Below are 15,575 nucleotides of genomic sequence, written 5' to 3'. Positions count from 1 at the left end.
TTGGGATACTTATAATGACATGATTGTAAGTTATTGATTATCAATATGTATTTTTTTTACACATAAACCTCTTATCCGTCATTGCGAGGAACGAAGCAATCCCCGATTTACAGAGTTGCTGTGCAAATCCGCTCTGTATTTTGGGGATTGCTTCGTCGTCCCTCCTCGCAATGACGATCACGAGGTGATTGTGGTATCCATACAAGTCATTACTGTTTTTTCCAGCTCGGCTGCTCCGTACCTCGCAATGACCTGGTTGTTGCTGATCTCTGAAATCAACGCTTATTAAAACAATGAAAAGAAACTCATAAACCGGCAAGCTCATGAACGGTAAAAAAAATAATAAACAAAATTATTTTCTATTTAAATAGAAAATAATTACATTTGTGTATGAGCAAAGTAATTAAAAGGCAGGCTGTAATAACCGGGGCCGGGCAAACTGCTTCAAGGCCCTATGTTGAGCATGATAACTCTGCGGCATTTATGCTGCATGATCTTTTGGTGCCTTATGAAACCTACTTTAAATCGCCGCTGGCCAAGCTGGGGGCAATAAAACAAGGGCTACGGAGCGCCGCCATCACCGATTTAATACAGGTTACCGGCGCTACGCAAATTGATATTGCCAAATGGCTTGATATCACCGAGCCAACCCTGCGCAAGCATATACAAAGTTCCCGTGAGTTAAACCAGGGCCTTAGCGAGCACATTATTCAGCTTTTTGAACTTTTTGATAAGGGCCTTGATACCTTTGGCACCCTTGATGAATTTAAAAGCTGGCTTAAGCATTATAATCCCGGCATTGATGCCGTACCCTTTGATCTGCTTGATACCCTTACCGGCATCAGCATCGTATTAACCCAGCTTATCCGTATTGATTACGGGGTTTTGGCTTAATATTGGAGAACGGTTGATTGTGTGTGTGGAGAGTGGTTATATTTTTAATTGCTCAAGCACTATTATAACTTATAAACCAGTCTAAACCAAAATTAATAACCACTCACCACTCACTATTCACAACTCTCCACACCTTGCACGTTTACCGTATCAGCCAAACCAAATATGCCCATGACCGTAAAGGATCTGGAATAGACGGGCGATGGAACACGTTGGGACAGTATGTAATTTATACCGGCGGGTCCCTTGCTCTTTCCTGTCTCGAAAAACTGGCGCATTCCGTGGGCACATCCTTAAATAGCGGTGTTTTTTCGGTCACCATTATTGAAATTCCGGATAAACTGCCTGTAGCCGAAATTACTATCAGGCAACTTACAAAACTTGATGCCAACTGGCATAAGGTAATCAATTACCCAATTACCCAGCAATTGGGCGATAACTGGCTGCGTAACATGGAAACCGCGGTTTTAAAAGTGCCATCGGCTATTATCGACATGGAGTATAACTACCTGCTTAACCCGGCCCACCCGGATTTTGAAAAAATAAAAATTCGCAGCGTAAACAAATTTACTTTTGATCCGCGATTGAAAGCACAATGAAAGATGTAGCTCCCGGATACAGGAAAATTTGATTAAAATTGGGAATTGAAGAGGCATGCTTTTTAACTCGATAAGTTTTTTAATTTTTTTTTCGGTTGTAACCACTTTGTATTTTGCGCTGCCGCATAAATACAGGTGGCTGCTATTGCTTTTAAGCAGCTGTTATTTTTATATGGCATTTGTGCCGGTATATATCCTCATATTGGGTTTTACCATTGTTATAGATTACTTTGCCGGCATCCTTATTGAACAGGCCACAGGTAAAAGGCGCCGGTTTTTATTAATATGCAGTCTTGTTGCCAATATTGGCATTCTGGCGGTATTTAAATACTATAATTTTATAAACGCCAACATCACTGCTTTGCTTGGCGGTTTTCACCGGGCAAATCCATTTCCTTATTTAACCATATTATTGCCTATTGGCTTATCGTTTCACACGTTCCAGGCAATGAGCTATACCATTGAGGTTTACCGTGGTAATCAAAAGCCCGAGCGGCATTTTGGCATATACGCACTATATGTAATGTTTTACCCCCAGCTGGTTGCCGGCCCTATTGAACGCCCCCAGAATTTACTGCACCAGTTTTATGAAAAGCACTATATAGATTATAAGCGGATAACAGACGGCCTGAAGCTGATGGCCTGGGGCTTGTTTAAAAAAATTGTAATTGCCGATAGGCTTGCTACCGTGGTTGATAATGTATATGATGATCCTTATCATCATCATGGGCTTAGCTTTTTAATTGCAACCGTGTTTTTCTCGTTCCAGATTTTTTGCGATTTTTCTGGCTATGCCGATATGGCTATAGGCATGGCCAAGGTAATGGGCTTTACGCTGATGAAGAATTTTAACAGTCCTTATCACGCCAAAAGTATACGCGAGTTTTGGGCCCGCTGGCATATTTCGCTTTCAACCTGGTTTAAGGATTATCTGTATTTTCCGCTTGGGGGCAATCGGGTAGGTCGGCCGCGCTGGTATTTAAATTTGATTGTTGTGTTCCTGGTAAGCGGCCTATGGCATGGGGCCAGTTGGACATTTATAGTTTGGGGTGCATTGCACGGTATGTATATGGTATTTGCCCAGGTAATCAGTCCGTTGAAAAATAAGCTGCGAAATATGGTCAAATTAAAGGATGACTCATGGTTCTATAATACCTCCAGTATACTCATTACATTTATGCTGGTAACATTCGCCTGGATATTCTTCAGGGCAAAATCCATCGGCGTAGCCATATATGTAGTTAAAGGTATATTCACCGAAACTTTAACAGATGTGGTCAACATTATCCATCATCGGCCATCGCACGTTAATTTGGGCCTGGTAGGGCAGGAGTTGTGGATAGGCGTATTGGGTATAGTATTATTAGAGGTGGTACACCTATTGCAAAAAAAACATAGTGTTATTCAATTAATTAGCTACAAGCCAACTTATGTGCGGTGGATAATTTATTATGCGTTTTTATTTGCGCTTATAACGTTAAATGTTTCGGGCGGTAAACAGTTTATTTATTTTCAGTTTTAACTATGGCGCAATTAATTAAAAAGGTTGCCTGGTTTTTATTACCCGTTTTTGTGCTGAGCTTATGCTATGTAATTACCGATCCATTTAAAACCATATTTACCCATAAATCTTACAATTCAACTTATTGGCTGTTGTCCCGGGGAAATGTATCAACGATGGTTTTCCTGAATAACCTGGACAAATACCATTACGATTCATTTATTTTTGGCARTTCGCGTTCTACCGCGCATACCGCCCGGCAGTGGGCAAAATATCTGCCCCCAAACAGCAGTGCTTTTTCATTTGGCGCATGGAACGAAAATGTTGAAAATATTTATAAAAGGCTTAAACTTATCGATTCATTACAGGTGCCCATCAGGAATGTTTTTATTTTGATTGACGTTGACAAGGCGTTCAAATACTCGGGCGACATAACTGCCGACCACTATTTAGTAACAGGCATATCAAAATACGATTATTATAAAAAAGATTACCTGTACTATTTAAAAACACCCCGGCTGTTTATAACCAGCGTAGATTATACACTTTTTCACAAGCAAAGGACTTACATGACAGGTTTTGCAGGTATGGCCAGCGGCGATCCCGATCCGGTGACTAACGATTGGACGCCTAATTCGGAATTGTCCATTACGCTCGATTCGGCTAATTACTACAAGAATACCGACACCATTTTTTATAAGCGACCATCTCAACAACAGTATGCCGTACGGCAGATTGACATGATACAGTATCCCTTTTTACTTAAAATTGCTGCCTTATTAAAAAAACACAATACCGTATACAAAATTGTTATAGCGCCATTGTATGACCAGATTAAGATAAACCCACGCGACCTCCAGGCGCTTAACCAGATGTTTACCGCCGCGAACGTTTATGATTATTCGGGCATAAACAGCATAACCGCCAATAAGTATAATTACAACAGCGATGCCTACCATTACAGGAAGCGGGTAGGTAACCTGATATACCGGCAGATTTATGAAAAATAAAAACCGCTTGCCGGTAAATTGGTTAATTATTTTATACTTGCAACGTTACCTAACTTTAAAATGCCAAATAATAATGGCTGGCAAAAAAATATTCAATGTTAGCTTTGTGCTCATCGTTCTGTTGTTAAGTTGCACGGTATTGTACGCGCAGGATAAAAAGTACATCCCCATTGGTAAGTCGAAGCTAAAGGATACCCTTGTTGCTGCCCCCGCTGATACGGCTTATGAAAAAGATATATTTGATGTTATAAAAGCTGCTTTTGTTAAAACAGACAAGCAGGTAAAGGTTGATTCAATTACCACAAAGCCTGTTTTGTCTATTTTGCCGGCTGTTGGTTATACATTGCAAACAGGCCTGGCCGCTACTATTTCGGGCAATATAGCTTTTCGCACCAGCCCGGAGGCGCGCATATCTACCATAACCATAAATCCTGCCTATACTCAAAAAAAGCAGGTGATCATTCCGCTGCAATCCAACATCTATACAAAAGGTAATCAATACGCTTTTATTGGCGATTTAAGGTTTTACAAATACCCTCAAAGCAGTTTTGGCCTGGGCTCCCAATCAGATATACACAATGAGAACCCGCTTGTTTACTCGTTTTTTAGGTTTAATGAAACTGTACTACGGAATATTGGCGGCAATTTTTTTGCAGGCCTTGGGTATATTTTTGATGATCGCTGGAATATGGCCGAAAAAGGGCAGTTAAATGGAGGTGTATCAGATTATGAGCGGTACGGACCTGTATCCCGTGCCATATCAACAGGGGTGACCTTTAGTACCTTGTTTGATAGTCGCGATAACTCTATTAATCCATCGCGCGGCTTTTATACCCTAATAAATTATCGTGATAACTTTACTTTCCTGGGGAGCACTACGCCGTGGCGATCGTTAATTATTGATGTACGAAAGTATTACCGGTTGCCTGCAAATTCAGATAATGTAATTGCCTTTTGGTCGTACAACTGGCTGGTGCTTAGCGGCCGGCCGGCCTATCTTGATCTGCCGGCTACCGGGCACGATCCTGGTTTTACCACCGGACGGGGTTATATACAGGGGAGGTTCAGGGGCGCGCAAATGGTATATCTTGAAAGCGAATACCGTTTTAAAATAAGCCGGAATGGCTTATTAGGCGGTGTGCTGTTTGTAAACGGGCAATCTTTTTCGGCAGCGCCGGGCAGCAGGCTGCAGGCGATACAACCCGCCTTTGGCCCGGGCCTGCGTGTTAAACTTAACAAAGTATCAAAAACCAATATAGCTATCGATTATGGTTTTGGCCGCGAAGGCTCACGCGGTTTATTTATCAATGTGGGTGAGGTATTTTAGTGCTGATGTTGCTAAACCGGTAGCACGTTAAGAGATTTTTCACGCAAAGGCGCAATTGATTTGCAAGTTTTTTCTTAAAAGCTGTTTAGAGATAAAAAAAACATACCGTCATTGCGAGGTACGAAGCAATCCCCACCTTACAGAGTAGCTCTGCAAATCCGATCTGCATAGTTAGGGATTGCTTCGTGCCTACTCATGACAAGTTTGCAAAAAAAAGCCTTTTGTCATGCTGAACGTAGTGAAGCATCTATTATTCGCCATGCCTCTTCGCCCTGTACAGTCTGCGAATAGATCCTTCACTGCGTTCAGGATGACAAACTTTTTAAAACGTCATTTCCCCTTCAGAGTTTCGTGAAATTTTACCACTCGCAATGACGTGGTTGTTGTGGGTTTTTGAAATATAACTTAACAGTAATAATTTCGGCTGTATTTATCCACAGTGGTTAAAAAGTGTTAAATGTTTATTAAATTTATTGTGTTGATAAATTTTTAAAGTTTTTATTATTAGCTTTAGCCATACAATATACTATATGAACAGTATAAGGTTTACTAAGTGGTTCATTTCATTCATTTTGCTCATTTCGGTGATGGTTTCGTCCTGTCAGAAAGATGAGAGTGTGAAAGGTATGGAAACTGCTAAAACCGCCACTGCCGCCGATAGTGTATCATTAGGTATAAAAAATGCTCCCGGAAACTTCTTAGCCGGAAAAGGTATATTGAAAGTAACTATTGAAGATTCAACCTATACATTTGATGCTTCAACAGATTCAATAGCTTTTATCAATGTGCACAATGGCGATAATAAGTATTTTGGAATTACCGCCATTAATAAGGCGCATACCATGAGTTTTGGAATAAGCTCCGAAGGTTTTGCATCTGCCAATATTAACAGCAAGGTAGCCGGAAGCCAGTTTCTTTTTACGGTTGACGAAAAAAAACCTTTGCTGCAATACACTTTAACCCAATTTGTTGGAAAAGACGAATCGGGGAAAATAACTTTGAATAAATACAATAAGGATAACACAATAGCTAAAGGAAGCTTCTTTACTTTTTTAGCTAAGGACGATAAAGAAAACTCTCCGTTTTACAGGGTTGAAGGTAGTTTTGAGCTTCAGCTTAAATAAAAATACCTTTACATATCAGCAGGTTTACCTGCGTTATAAGCCAAAACCCATTGCGTAATTTAAAGGTAAAAAATCCGTTGCAACCCGTCTATTTACTCCGGCGGCTACTAAAATGCCCTCAATTTTTTGTACCTTTATCCAAATTTTAAAGACATTGATGAAAGTATTTATTGCAGGGCTTCCTTTAGAAGTAGATGAGGCCGAATTAACAGCTGTTTTTGGTGACTTTGGGCCGGTAAAATCGCTCAGGATCATTAAAGACCGCGAAACAAAAGAGAGTAAGGGTTTTGGGTTTGTGGAGATGGTGAACGATAACGAAGCGAAAGAGGCGATTAGGTGTATGAATGGTGCAAGTTATTACGGACGCAGGATAACGGTTAATATAGCCGAAGATAAAGGTCCTGGGTTTAACGGCGGTGGTAACAGCGGCGGTGGCAAAGGCGGTTTCAGACGTAACTAACAACGAATAAAAAATTATTATTCTTTAAGTATAAGCCGGCATGTCCGGCTTTTTTTATGCCCGGGAATTGGGTTGTTAACGTTGGCTGTATATCTTCCGGAAAACGGCCTGTCATCCTGAGTAACCTTTATTTGCTTGCAAATAATCGCATTGAAAATGACATTTTTTTAGTATTGATAATCAGTAAGTTGTAGACTTGTCAATGGCAGCCTGTCGAAGGGTCGCGCGAATAGGCCTTTGCCCACTTTGCTTCGACGGACTACCCATGACGTGTTTTAAAAAAAAACCTTTTTGTCATCCTGAACGGAGTGAAGGATCTACTCTCCGCTATGCTTCTTCGCCCTGTACAGTCTGCGAATAGATCCTTCACTCCGTTCAGGATGACAAACCTTTTAAAACGTCATTTCCCCTTCAGAGTTTCGCTAAATTTTACAACTCAGCATGACAGCCCTTTTGGCAACGTCATTTACCCTTCAGATTCTCTCGGATTTTATACCTCGCAACGACGGTTTATTTATATTAAACTAAACCAAGCAGCTTTACAAAGCTACCGGCTGATTTAATACATTAAATTTAGCAGGCCTGGGCAAGGTCTGATACATTAAATTCATTTAATAAATAGTCGAGCCCTTTATTAAGTTCGTTTAACTGGATCTCTCCACTTTTGAATGCGGTAGTTAATTTGGCCAGCTCATGGTCAATATTTAGTTGTTGCAGCTTTTCTAAGGCGTTAATTTTATACTCTGCTGCAGTAAGCAGGTAAAGTTGCTGCACATCATCGGCGTACAGGTTATTACTTACCTTGTTTACTTGCTGTTTATTAAACATAACTAAAAGTATAGCGGCAACAATTGCGGCAATTACAAGCGTCATTACAGGTTCCATCTTATTTCTTTCTCAGCGTTTATAATTTAGGCGCAGTGTGCGAGTTGGCTGCGGCATTTGGTTGTACTAAATATAAGGATATTGACTGTAAAAATTTAATGCATTGTTAATAAAATGGCAAAATGTTAATAAATACCAGGCAAATGAGGGTTGCTGAGCTATTTTATTAGTGCTGATAATGTTCACCGTGATCTTAATGCCTAAAGCAGCGGGTACAATTTGCAAAACAAAATAAAGCTTATTTGGCGATTGAACGTTGTTTTGAATGCTTATGTTTTGTTTGAAGCTGAGCAATTATTAAACAAAATAAAAATAACAACAGTGCGTAAAAAACAATATTCTGTAGTGTATTGCCAACGCTTAGCTGGCGGGTAACGAAGTGTAGAACGTTGATTGCCATATGTTGTGAATATTTATTAATAACAACAAAAATAATTAAGGTGTTTTAAATATTAAGATACTTTATAATTTTTAGGATTATTTATTTCTTCAACCGATAGTATTTGTAATTATTATAAAATAGCTTGCAAATAGTGGGTGTTTTTTCCTATTGTTCATATATTTACGTGGGTGTATATGCAGCAAATTTTTAACATAAATAATAAATTATGAGCCCCGACGAATTTTTGAGGAAACTTAAGCGGGAATCGGTTGATATTGAAGGTCTGACTAAACGCAATTACTATGCGCACCTTGACCATTTGTTTAAAATGATTGCTTATGATGGCGATCGCCTTAATAAAAAACACAACCTCATGGTCGGCACCTATTTGCAGTATATCAATAACACCAGGCAGAGCGACTTTAGGGATGATTTATCAAAAACCGAATTAGAAGAGCTTATTGAGAGCTTAAAAACAGATATAGATTGTATGATATTCAGAATAGAGAATCCATCCGGCCCCCTCAGGGAGGAGAATTGAATAAGCAATCAAAAAAACTCCCCCTTTAGGGGGCTGGGGGGCTAATGATTGTGTTTTTTATGAATATCCTTAACCAGGCAAAGTTTTTTTATGTCGGCTACATTAATAGGGAAGGGGGCATACTTAAGGCGGTTGCCAACCATTTCGGTAGTGTTATCGGAGTGTGCTATTACTTCATCCGGTGTATCGCCGGCAAGCAGGCGTTTGTACATGCGGTAATCGCCCCATTCAATATAATAAACTTCTCCGGGCAATATCTTTTTATCGTGGATGATCTTTAGGGCTACCCAGCAGCCGTTCTCCAGGTAAGGGTACATCGAGTGCCCCCAAACAGGTAAGGCAAAATCGCAATCTTCAATACCCGGAAAGTTCATACGCCCAACCGGGTGCGAATCATTTATATCATTATACACTTCTACACCCGACGCGGTGGCTATAATTTCGAACATCGGAATCCCCTCCTCTGCTTTATTTACTGTATTATTTTCTTGATTTGTTGTGGTTTTTTTAGCGTGTAAAAAATCTTTATATTTTTCTTTAAAAATTCTGAATTTTTCAGGATCGATATTTTGCCTGCTTTTTACAATTTCGGTAATAGAACTGGGTGAATTAAAGCCCAGCACCTCGGCAAGTTGTGCGTTACCCGTAAAAGCCTTCCCCCTGAGTTGGTTATAAAGAATAATAAACTCCAGGGTTTCCGGGCGAATGGTTTTGATTTTACCGGGTTTTGATACATTATCCATGATGATAATTATTTAAAGATTTTTCTTGATTATTATAAAGATTATTCTTTATATTTGTTCCGTTGGGATTTACTAAAGTAATATAAATTTAGTAAAAAACAAATTTTATTACACAGAATATAAAGAAAATTAATACAGAGATACTGTATACGGAAATAAAGAAAAAAGCTTTAACTAATTACACAAAAAAATGCATATAGCTTACTCAGCCATTCAACAGGAAGAAACTAACAGTGCCCAATATTCATGTATACCCAATGATGATACCTGCCAGCATGAACCGCTTTTGCGCTACCTGGCTTACCAGGCGGCCTGCAAAAAACTTGATAAAGAGATTGTTGCCATACAAAAGTACCTCCCGGGCTGGATGCCCACTTTCAGGTAAGCTTTGCCGGTACGCAGGCGGTTAAAAGGTTACCCCCGTTAAGACCAATAAACTGATGAATAAATAAACTAAAAAACAAATAAAATGAAAATCGCACAAAAATTAAAAGACCAGCTTTGGTGGATGATTATCTCTGTTGACTATGATTACAGCCGGATAGCTATTGCAGACCACGACCTTAACGATGAAATCCTAACACTTTGGCTGGAGGACAAACAGGATTTTAAAAATTCGCTTGATGAATGCCTGCAGCTGGATATCAAAGCACGCGAATTTGCTAAAATAATTAAAGGCGAAAATCTTAACAGCTACGAGGGGAGTAAAATGCATCCAACCAAAAATTTTGTTTACAGGGCACGTATCGAAATAAATACTCCCCTCAAATGGTACCAGGAGGATGCCTCAAACATAGAGCAGCAATGGGCTCGTGAGGCTACCTTAAAAGCTATACTTACCCAGCTTGTAGAAACCGAGGCAGCCGGAAGTTATGAATAACATATGCTAAATGGCATTGTGTGCATAAAAAAACCAACTTTCAAATAAAGTCAACCGCAACACGTTTGGTCATAACTATCTATCTGCTAATTACTTTTTTATATCATCAATTGCTTTTTGCAAAAGCTCATTAAACTCCTTTGGTTTTTCGGCCATGGGGAAGTGGCCGGTGGTATGCACAACCAATAGTTGATAGGGGATGCCATTTTTAATAAAACCGGTGGTATCATTAGGCGTATTATCGCTATTGATAAGGTGAATTTTCATTTTGGCCTCTTTTAGTTTCGCTGCCGTGTTAAAGCTGTTGTTGTCTTCTATGCAGGCAATAGCAATAGCGCTATCGGTATGGGTAACATCATTAAGTATGCGTTTACGCAGGGCGGTGTCGGTAGTTTTGTAAAACAGGTATTTAATAAAATAGCCAGAAACTACTTTTTTAAAGTCCTTTTTAAGCGCGGTTATAACGGCGGCAAATTCTGCTTTTGATTGCTGGCTTTCTGGTTCTGTACTATATTCTTTAAAATTATCGATGCCTACAAGTCCGATAACTTTATCCGGCGCGTCTAATTTAGCCTGTACTACAATAGCGCCCGACATGGAATGGCCAATGAGAATTACATGTTGCAAATTCAATTGGTTAATTACGGCGGTAACGTCTTTCCCAAAGTCAGCAACGGTCCACGAATTTCGGTTTTTACCCGATTCACCAAAGCCAGGCAGGTCAATAGTAACTACCCGGTATCTTTTACCAAAGGCATCAATCTGGTCTGTAAAGTAACTTTGGTTAATACACCATCCGTGTACAAACAGTAGTGTAGTATCGCCTTTGCCGCTATCAGTATAAGCAACATTCACACCATTGCTTTGCACTTTTACTGGATCGGATGAAGGGCTTTTTGACGGACTATTACAAGCTGATATTACAGCTATAAAAATTGAAAACAGGATTAAGGCAGGTGATTTTTTCATTTCGGCATCGGGTTTTATAATTATATAAATATCCGGTGCCGAAATTGTTTGCGCAAGTGTTTAACTTATTTTAACCAAACAAAGGTTGCGGGTTAAAGCATTTCATGTAACGATATGAAGTTGCAAAGAAAGAAAAAAGGGCAAGCTTAGTGTCTTTGCCCGAAAAAGAAAGTCTACTTTACCTTCACCTGCTGTTTTTCCTGCTCCAGTTGTTCTACCAGTTCTTCTACTTCGCTTATGGCTTCTGCAGGTTGACTGGCGTAGTTAAGCTTGCGGAAACGCCATTGGGCAAACGCCGGTTCCTGGAAACGGTTAATTAGTTTAAAAAACTTAGGGAAATTGTGCACTTCATCTAATAATACCCCGGTAACAATGCCATTGTTATCTAATATCTCGCGGATGGTGTATTCCTTATCCCTGGTGATCCAGATCTCAAAGTCGCGTCTTATTTCTTCGCTTTTTTCCGGATCTATCTTGTCGTTAATGCAAATTACCTTGTCTCCTGGTTTCATAATATTATAAGGGTTTTAAAGCGGTGTTTGGTTTTGCATGCCAATTAATGTGCCACAAAGTACCGCTTTTTAAACCGGAATTTAAAAGTGCAAAAGTATAAATTACAATGTGGTGAGCAGGAAGATCGCTGTCGACTTTATCAAAAAGGAAGATGCAGTGTAATTTTAGGTAAACGTATTGAAGTATTTGTTTAAAAATAGCTGTAACCTATCATCAACAAGCGTCGTAATAAACGATACTGTAAACAACTTTAAGTTAATTTTATGGATTCTTTTTATTTTTTTGTAATTATTGGATCGGTAGCAGTGTTTTTGATATTACACTTTGATAAACAGCAGCGTAATAAAGTGAAAAAAACACTAAGTAAGACCCGTGATGTTGAACCATTGCTGATGATGCAAAGCATGGGGCAAAAATTAGAAAGATTGAATAAAGTACTCAGTAATGCTGATGCGAACATAGAGCAGCAATTCCATAAATCAACAGCCGATTATAAAGCCGGCCGTATCAGCATCGATATTTTCAACAAACACCTTAACGAATTACTGCGCAAGGCAGAGGCCGTACAAAAGTAATTTATTCATCATCGGGATTAATTAGGTTATTGGGGCAGGCTTTTCATGTTTGATATAACGGTTTATATGTTTCTGGTTTAAAAAGCCCGGATAATTTTTTGTGACATAAATAGCTTAATCAGGTTTTTTGGCTGGGTAGATTATTGATATAATATATCATTAGGCATTAAAGAACTAATGAGTAATTGAACCAATAAACAATTAAACAAAATGATTATTATTGCAGCCACATATGTCTGATGAAGCAATAATAAAACGGTTAAAAGTAATAGTGCAGGAGCACGGAGGTCAGTTGGGTTTGGCTGGTGCTATCGGTGTTGATCAGGGTTTTATTAGCAAGGTGATTAATAAAAAGCAGGACATCAGTTATTATCTTATCCGTAAACTTTGTTTCCAGCTCAAATATTCCCCCGAATGGCTTATCCTTGGCAGCGGCGAAAAAAAGATCAACAAACCCGAGTCGGCCAAGCTGATAACTGAAATACAAATGATGCGTACCGAAGTGGATATTTTACAGGCCCGCATGCGCGCCTATGAAATGGAACTTAAAGAACTTAAGGCACAGCTACAGAGCAGCGATAGGAAAGCAGTTTGATTGATTTTTGGAAGAAGGATTTTTAGACAAAGGACAAAGGATTTTCGGATAAAGGACATAGAAAAGTATATTACAAAAAAGGTCTGGCTTGTTACGAGCCAGACCTTTTTTTGCGATATCTAAGCTTTTGTCCGAAAGTCCTTCGTCTAAAAATCCTTTATCTGAAACTCCTACTTGCAATATTTTGCAATAGACGCAGGGGCTTCTTTTGAGCCCAGTTCAACAGCCTTGTTCATATCGGCACAGGCGCCGGCCTTGTCGTTAAGCGCTATTTTGGCAAGCCCCCGCTGTAAATAGGCTCTTGAGTTTTTTAAACTAAGCTTTAACGCCAGGTTGCAATCGGCAACGGCGCCGGCTGCATCTTTCAGGTTTAGTTTTGCAGCGCCACGGTCAATATAAGTATCAGCGCTGTTAGGGTCGGCTTTTAGAGCAGCTGCAAAATCATCAGTAAGGCCTTGTGCATCACCCAAATAGCTTTTGGCAATGCCGCTGTGTGCCAAAGCCCTTGCATAAGTTGGGTTAAGGTAAATAGCGTTATGGTAGTCATCCGCTGCACCTGCGTAATCCTTTAAAGCCAGTTTAACATCACCCCTGAATAAGAAGGTTTCATCATTTGAGAAAATAGAAACGGCCTTATCCAGATCTTGCATCGCCGCTTTATAATTCCCTTTTTTCGATAATAAATAACCCCTGTTTTGGTAAGCTAATGCTGAAACATCAGAAACAGAATCGATCTTAATAAATGTATTATAATCGGCCAAGGCCCCTGTATAATCATCATTGCCAACTTTGAGTAATCCTCGTTTTAATAATATAGCCGTATTTTTAGGGTCTTTAATTAAACCTGTATCAAAATCGGCCATGGCGCCTTTGGTGTCACCTGCATTGGCTTTCGCCTCGCCGCGATAAAGATAAAAATTTGAATTCGCCGGGTTTAGCGCTATGGCTGCAGTAAATAACTGCACACCGTTTGTTGTGTATTTATAAAAATTAACCACTTTACCTAAACGGACATATGCTTCCTCTTTTTTAGGTGCAATGGATATCAGTTTTTCAAAATCCTTTACTGCACCCGCCTTGTCATTCATTTTATCTTTTTCTATAGCGCGGTTTAAGTAGGCATAGGTATAATAGGGGTTTATTTGTAGGGCTTTGGTATAATCGTTAATAGCGGCAGTTATATCGCCAAGGTCACGATGGGTATCGCCGCGTACTAAGTAGGCTTCGTCGCTTTTATTGTTGATTGCTATAGCTAAAGCCAGGTCGGCCATTACGCCGGTTGTATCCTTCATGGCCAGTTTTGCCTTACTGCGACCTATATACGCATTTAAACTTTTAGGGTCCAGGGAAATAGCTGTATCTGCATCGAGCTTAGCTCCGGGAGCATCCTTCATTGAGAGTTTTGCATAGGAGCGGCTTTGATAAGCTTCTGAAGTTTTGTTACCAAGTGATATTGATTTATTAAAATCTGCTGTTGCCTTATCATATGCCCTCATATTACTTTCAACCAGGCCACGGTAAAGGTAAGGCTCGCTAAGTTGTGGGTGCTGATTAATTAATTTATTAAAATAATCGAGTGCGCCGGGGCTATTGCCCATATTGTTTTCGGCATTGGCAAGGTATAAGAATACATTTTTGAGCCCGGCATTTAAGGACGCTGCTTTTTTATAATCATCAACCGCTCCTTTGTAGTCATGGATATCAGCCCTGGCATTCCCGCGATAAAGGTAAGCTTCTGCATTTTGTGGATTCATGGTAATTGCTGTAGTATAGTCGACTATAGCCCCTTCCTTATCACCCATGCTGGCTTTTGAACCTGCGCGGTATTGGTAAACTGCCGGTTTTTGTGGATTTAGTTTGATAGCAATGTTGTAATCATCAATAGCGGCAGCATAATTGCCCTTGTTATTTTTGGCAAGCCCGCGATATTCATAAATTTCGGCATTATCAGGCGCAAATTGTAAGGCAAGGGTAAAATCGGCAATTGCGCCTGCATTATCGTTCAAATTTGATTTTGCGTTACCGCGATACAGGTACATCTCGCCGGTTTTCGGGCCGATTGCAATAGCATGATTAAAATCGGCAATGGCAGCCTGGTAATCCTGTATGCTGCTTTCGGCGTTGGCTTTATAGTAGTAGGCCGTAGTGAAATCGGGTTTAAGCGATAATGTTTTGGAATAATCGGCAATGGCCGCTTTATAATCTTTCAGGTTTCCATTGGCATTGGCACGATAAAAGTATGCATCGCTGTTTTTGTCATTTAACTGAATGGCCCGGGTAAAGTTTTCGATAGCACCCCTGTAATCATTTATAGTGGCCTTTGCATTTCCATTTTGAATATAGGTACTTGCTGTTTGGGCAACGGTAGATAGTGGAAAAAGTATAAGGAATAAGATTTTTTTCATTTTATGAAATAGCGGTTGATCAAATATCCATAAAAAACCAATACTGCTATAGCAAAGGCCATACCGAAAGGAAAGGCACCTAATTTACATTATAATGCAAATTGAAAAAAATGGTAGTAGAAATTTGGGGCATAATAGCCCCATTTGTATAAAACATCATAAATTACTTTAA

The 15,575-nt window shown here is 39.7% G+C and carries 17 protein-coding genes; 12 read left to right on the top strand and 5 right to left on the bottom strand.

All coding sequences use genetic code 11. The features are described 5' to 3' along the window. Positions 1–390 precede the first annotated feature (390 nt). The 7 genes from AC1DQW_RS02630 to AC1DQW_RS02600 all read left to right on the top strand — a co-directional run bounded on the left by AC1DQW_RS02630 (position 391) and on the right by AC1DQW_RS02600 (position 6,915). Positions 391–894 carry an antitoxin Xre/MbcA/ParS toxin-binding domain-containing protein gene (locus AC1DQW_RS02630; RefSeq protein WP_477452710.1) on the top strand — a complete coding sequence of 168 codons (504 nt, stop codon included), beginning with the start codon at positions 391–393 and terminating at the stop codon, positions 892–894. A 134-nt stretch (positions 895–1,028) separates the two neighbouring features. Next, positions 1,029–1,493 carry an RES family NAD+ phosphorylase gene (locus tag AC1DQW_RS02625; protein ID WP_477452709.1) on the top strand — a complete coding sequence of 155 codons (465 nt, stop codon included), beginning with the start codon at positions 1,029–1,031 and terminating at the stop codon, positions 1,491–1,493. A 55-nt stretch (positions 1,494–1,548) separates the two neighbouring features. Continuing rightward, positions 1,549–3,015: an MBOAT family O-acyltransferase gene (locus AC1DQW_RS02620; RefSeq protein ID WP_477452708.1), complete on the top strand. Its 1,467-nt coding sequence runs from the start codon at positions 1,549–1,551 to the stop codon at positions 3,013–3,015. Positions 3,016–3,017: 2 nt separating this feature from the next. Then, positions 3,018–4,004, top strand: a complete 987-nt coding sequence (locus tag AC1DQW_RS02615) for a hypothetical protein (protein WP_477452707.1) — start codon at positions 3,018–3,020, stop codon at positions 4,002–4,004. 73 nt (positions 4,005–4,077) lie between these two features. After that, on the top strand, positions 4,078–5,331 hold the full coding sequence (locus tag AC1DQW_RS02610) for a BamA/TamA family outer membrane protein (protein ID WP_477452706.1): 1,254 nt from the start codon (positions 4,078–4,080) through the stop codon (positions 5,329–5,331). A 530-nt stretch (positions 5,332–5,861) separates the two neighbouring features. Further along, on the top strand, positions 5,862–6,455 hold the full coding sequence (locus AC1DQW_RS02605; RefSeq protein WP_477452705.1) for a hypothetical protein: 594 nt from the start codon (positions 5,862–5,864) through the stop codon (positions 6,453–6,455). Between the two features lie 157 nt (positions 6,456–6,612). Then, positions 6,613–6,915 (top strand): RNA recognition motif domain-containing protein, encoded by a 303-nt coding sequence (locus AC1DQW_RS02600; protein ID WP_184548773.1) that lies wholly within the window; start codon positions 6,613–6,615, stop codon positions 6,913–6,915. A 573-nt stretch (positions 6,916–7,488) separates the two neighbouring features. On the opposite strand, the gene AC1DQW_RS02595 is transcribed toward AC1DQW_RS02600, so the two are convergent. Beyond that, positions 7,489–7,800 carry a hypothetical protein gene (locus tag AC1DQW_RS02595; RefSeq protein ID WP_477452704.1) on the bottom strand — a complete coding sequence of 104 codons (312 nt, stop codon included), beginning with the start codon at positions 7,798–7,800 and terminating at the stop codon, positions 7,489–7,491. Positions 7,801–8,408: 608 nt separating this feature from the next. Here AC1DQW_RS02595 and AC1DQW_RS02590 point away from each other — a divergent pair. Further along, positions 8,409–8,723: a hypothetical protein gene (locus tag AC1DQW_RS02590; RefSeq protein WP_477452703.1), complete on the top strand. Its 315-nt coding sequence runs from the start codon at positions 8,409–8,411 to the stop codon at positions 8,721–8,723. 41 nt (positions 8,724–8,764) lie between these two features. On the opposite strand, the gene AC1DQW_RS02585 is transcribed toward AC1DQW_RS02590, so the two are convergent. Then, the gene (locus tag AC1DQW_RS02585) at positions 8,765–9,466 is read right to left on the bottom strand and encodes a S24 family peptidase (RefSeq protein ID WP_477452702.1); all 702 of its coding nucleotides are present in this window, start codon (positions 9,464–9,466) and stop codon (positions 8,765–8,767) included. A gap of 190 nt (positions 9,467–9,656) precedes the next feature. Between AC1DQW_RS02585 and AC1DQW_RS02580 the strand changes: the two genes are divergently transcribed. Both AC1DQW_RS02580 and AC1DQW_RS02575 read left to right on the top strand, forming a co-directional pair. Beyond that, on the top strand, positions 9,657–9,851 hold the full coding sequence (locus tag AC1DQW_RS02580; protein WP_477452701.1) for a hypothetical protein: 195 nt from the start codon (positions 9,657–9,659) through the stop codon (positions 9,849–9,851). An 84-nt stretch (positions 9,852–9,935) separates the two neighbouring features. Next, positions 9,936–10,346, top strand: a complete 411-nt coding sequence (locus AC1DQW_RS02575) for a hypothetical protein (protein WP_477452700.1) — start codon at positions 9,936–9,938, stop codon at positions 10,344–10,346. A 90-nt stretch (positions 10,347–10,436) separates the two neighbouring features. Here AC1DQW_RS02575 and AC1DQW_RS02570 read toward each other — a convergent pair whose 3' ends face one another. Together AC1DQW_RS02570 and AC1DQW_RS02565 are read right to left on the bottom strand one after the other, a co-directional pair. Continuing rightward, positions 10,437–11,315 carry an alpha/beta fold hydrolase gene (locus AC1DQW_RS02570; RefSeq protein WP_477452699.1) on the bottom strand — a complete coding sequence of 293 codons (879 nt, stop codon included), beginning with the start codon at positions 11,313–11,315 and terminating at the stop codon, positions 10,437–10,439. A 173-nt stretch (positions 11,316–11,488) separates the two neighbouring features. Next, positions 11,489–11,827, bottom strand: coding sequence for a hypothetical protein (locus AC1DQW_RS02565; RefSeq protein WP_477419422.1), 339 nt, complete (start codon positions 11,825–11,827; stop codon positions 11,489–11,491). 264 nt (positions 11,828–12,091) lie between these two features. Between AC1DQW_RS02565 and AC1DQW_RS02560 the strand changes: the two genes are divergently transcribed. Both AC1DQW_RS02560 and AC1DQW_RS02555 read left to right on the top strand, forming a co-directional pair. Beyond that, the gene (locus AC1DQW_RS02560; RefSeq protein ID WP_477452698.1) at positions 12,092–12,403 is read left to right on the top strand and encodes a hypothetical protein; all 312 of its coding nucleotides are present in this window, start codon (positions 12,092–12,094) and stop codon (positions 12,401–12,403) included. 232 nt (positions 12,404–12,635) lie between these two features. Continuing rightward, entirely contained in the window at positions 12,636–12,998 is a 363-nt protein-coding gene (locus tag AC1DQW_RS02555; protein WP_477452697.1) for a hypothetical protein, read from the top strand. 170 nt (positions 12,999–13,168) lie between these two features. Here the strand turns inward: AC1DQW_RS02555 and AC1DQW_RS02550 are convergent, their stop codons facing one another. Then, on the bottom strand, positions 13,169–15,403 hold the full coding sequence (locus AC1DQW_RS02550) for a tetratricopeptide repeat protein (protein ID WP_477452696.1): 2,235 nt from the start codon (positions 15,401–15,403) through the stop codon (positions 13,169–13,171). Positions 15,404–15,575 lie beyond the last annotated feature (172 nt).

The sequence above is a fragment of the Mucilaginibacter sp. P5_A4 genome (genome assembly GCF_056400605.1).
The sequence above is the reverse complement of the archived record's forward strand: the minus strand, read 5'-3'. Positions and strand labels throughout refer to the sequence as shown.

Coding starts and splice junctions, on each gene's coding strand:
- AC1DQW_RS02565 (WP_477419422.1), bottom strand. CDS start 11,827: ATGAAACCAGGAGACAAGGTAATTTGCATTAACGACAAGATAGATCCG.
- AC1DQW_RS02585 (WP_477452702.1), bottom strand. CDS start 9,466: ATGGATAATGTATCAAAACCCGGTAAAATCAAAACCATTCGCCCGGAA.
- AC1DQW_RS02550 (WP_477452696.1), bottom strand. CDS start 15,403: ATGAAAAAAATCTTATTCCTTATACTTTTTCCACTATCTACCGTTGCC.
- AC1DQW_RS02555 (WP_477452697.1), top strand. CDS start 12,636: ATGTCTGATGAAGCAATAATAAAACGGTTAAAAGTAATAGTGCAGGAG.
- AC1DQW_RS02560 (WP_477452698.1), top strand. CDS start 12,092: ATGGATTCTTTTTATTTTTTTGTAATTATTGGATCGGTAGCAGTGTTT.
- AC1DQW_RS02620 (WP_477452708.1), top strand. CDS start 1,549: ATGCTTTTTAACTCGATAAGTTTTTTAATTTTTTTTTCGGTTGTAACC.
- AC1DQW_RS02600 (WP_184548773.1), top strand. CDS start 6,613: ATGAAAGTATTTATTGCAGGGCTTCCTTTAGAAGTAGATGAGGCCGAA.
- AC1DQW_RS02570 (WP_477452699.1), bottom strand. CDS start 11,315: ATGAAAAAATCACCTGCCTTAATCCTGTTTTCAATTTTTATAGCTGTA.
- AC1DQW_RS02590 (WP_477452703.1), top strand. CDS start 8,409: ATGAGCCCCGACGAATTTTTGAGGAAACTTAAGCGGGAATCGGTTGAT.
- AC1DQW_RS02595 (WP_477452704.1), bottom strand. CDS start 7,800: ATGGAACCTGTAATGACGCTTGTAATTGCCGCAATTGTTGCCGCTATA.
- AC1DQW_RS02630 (WP_477452710.1), top strand. CDS start 391: ATGAGCAAAGTAATTAAAAGGCAGGCTGTAATAACCGGGGCCGGGCAA.
- AC1DQW_RS02610 (WP_477452706.1), top strand. CDS start 4,078: ATGGCTGGCAAAAAAATATTCAATGTTAGCTTTGTGCTCATCGTTCTG.
- AC1DQW_RS02575 (WP_477452700.1), top strand. CDS start 9,936: ATGAAAATCGCACAAAAATTAAAAGACCAGCTTTGGTGGATGATTATC.
- AC1DQW_RS02605 (WP_477452705.1), top strand. CDS start 5,862: ATGAACAGTATAAGGTTTACTAAGTGGTTCATTTCATTCATTTTGCTC.
- AC1DQW_RS02580 (WP_477452701.1), top strand. CDS start 9,657: ATGCATATAGCTTACTCAGCCATTCAACAGGAAGAAACTAACAGTGCC.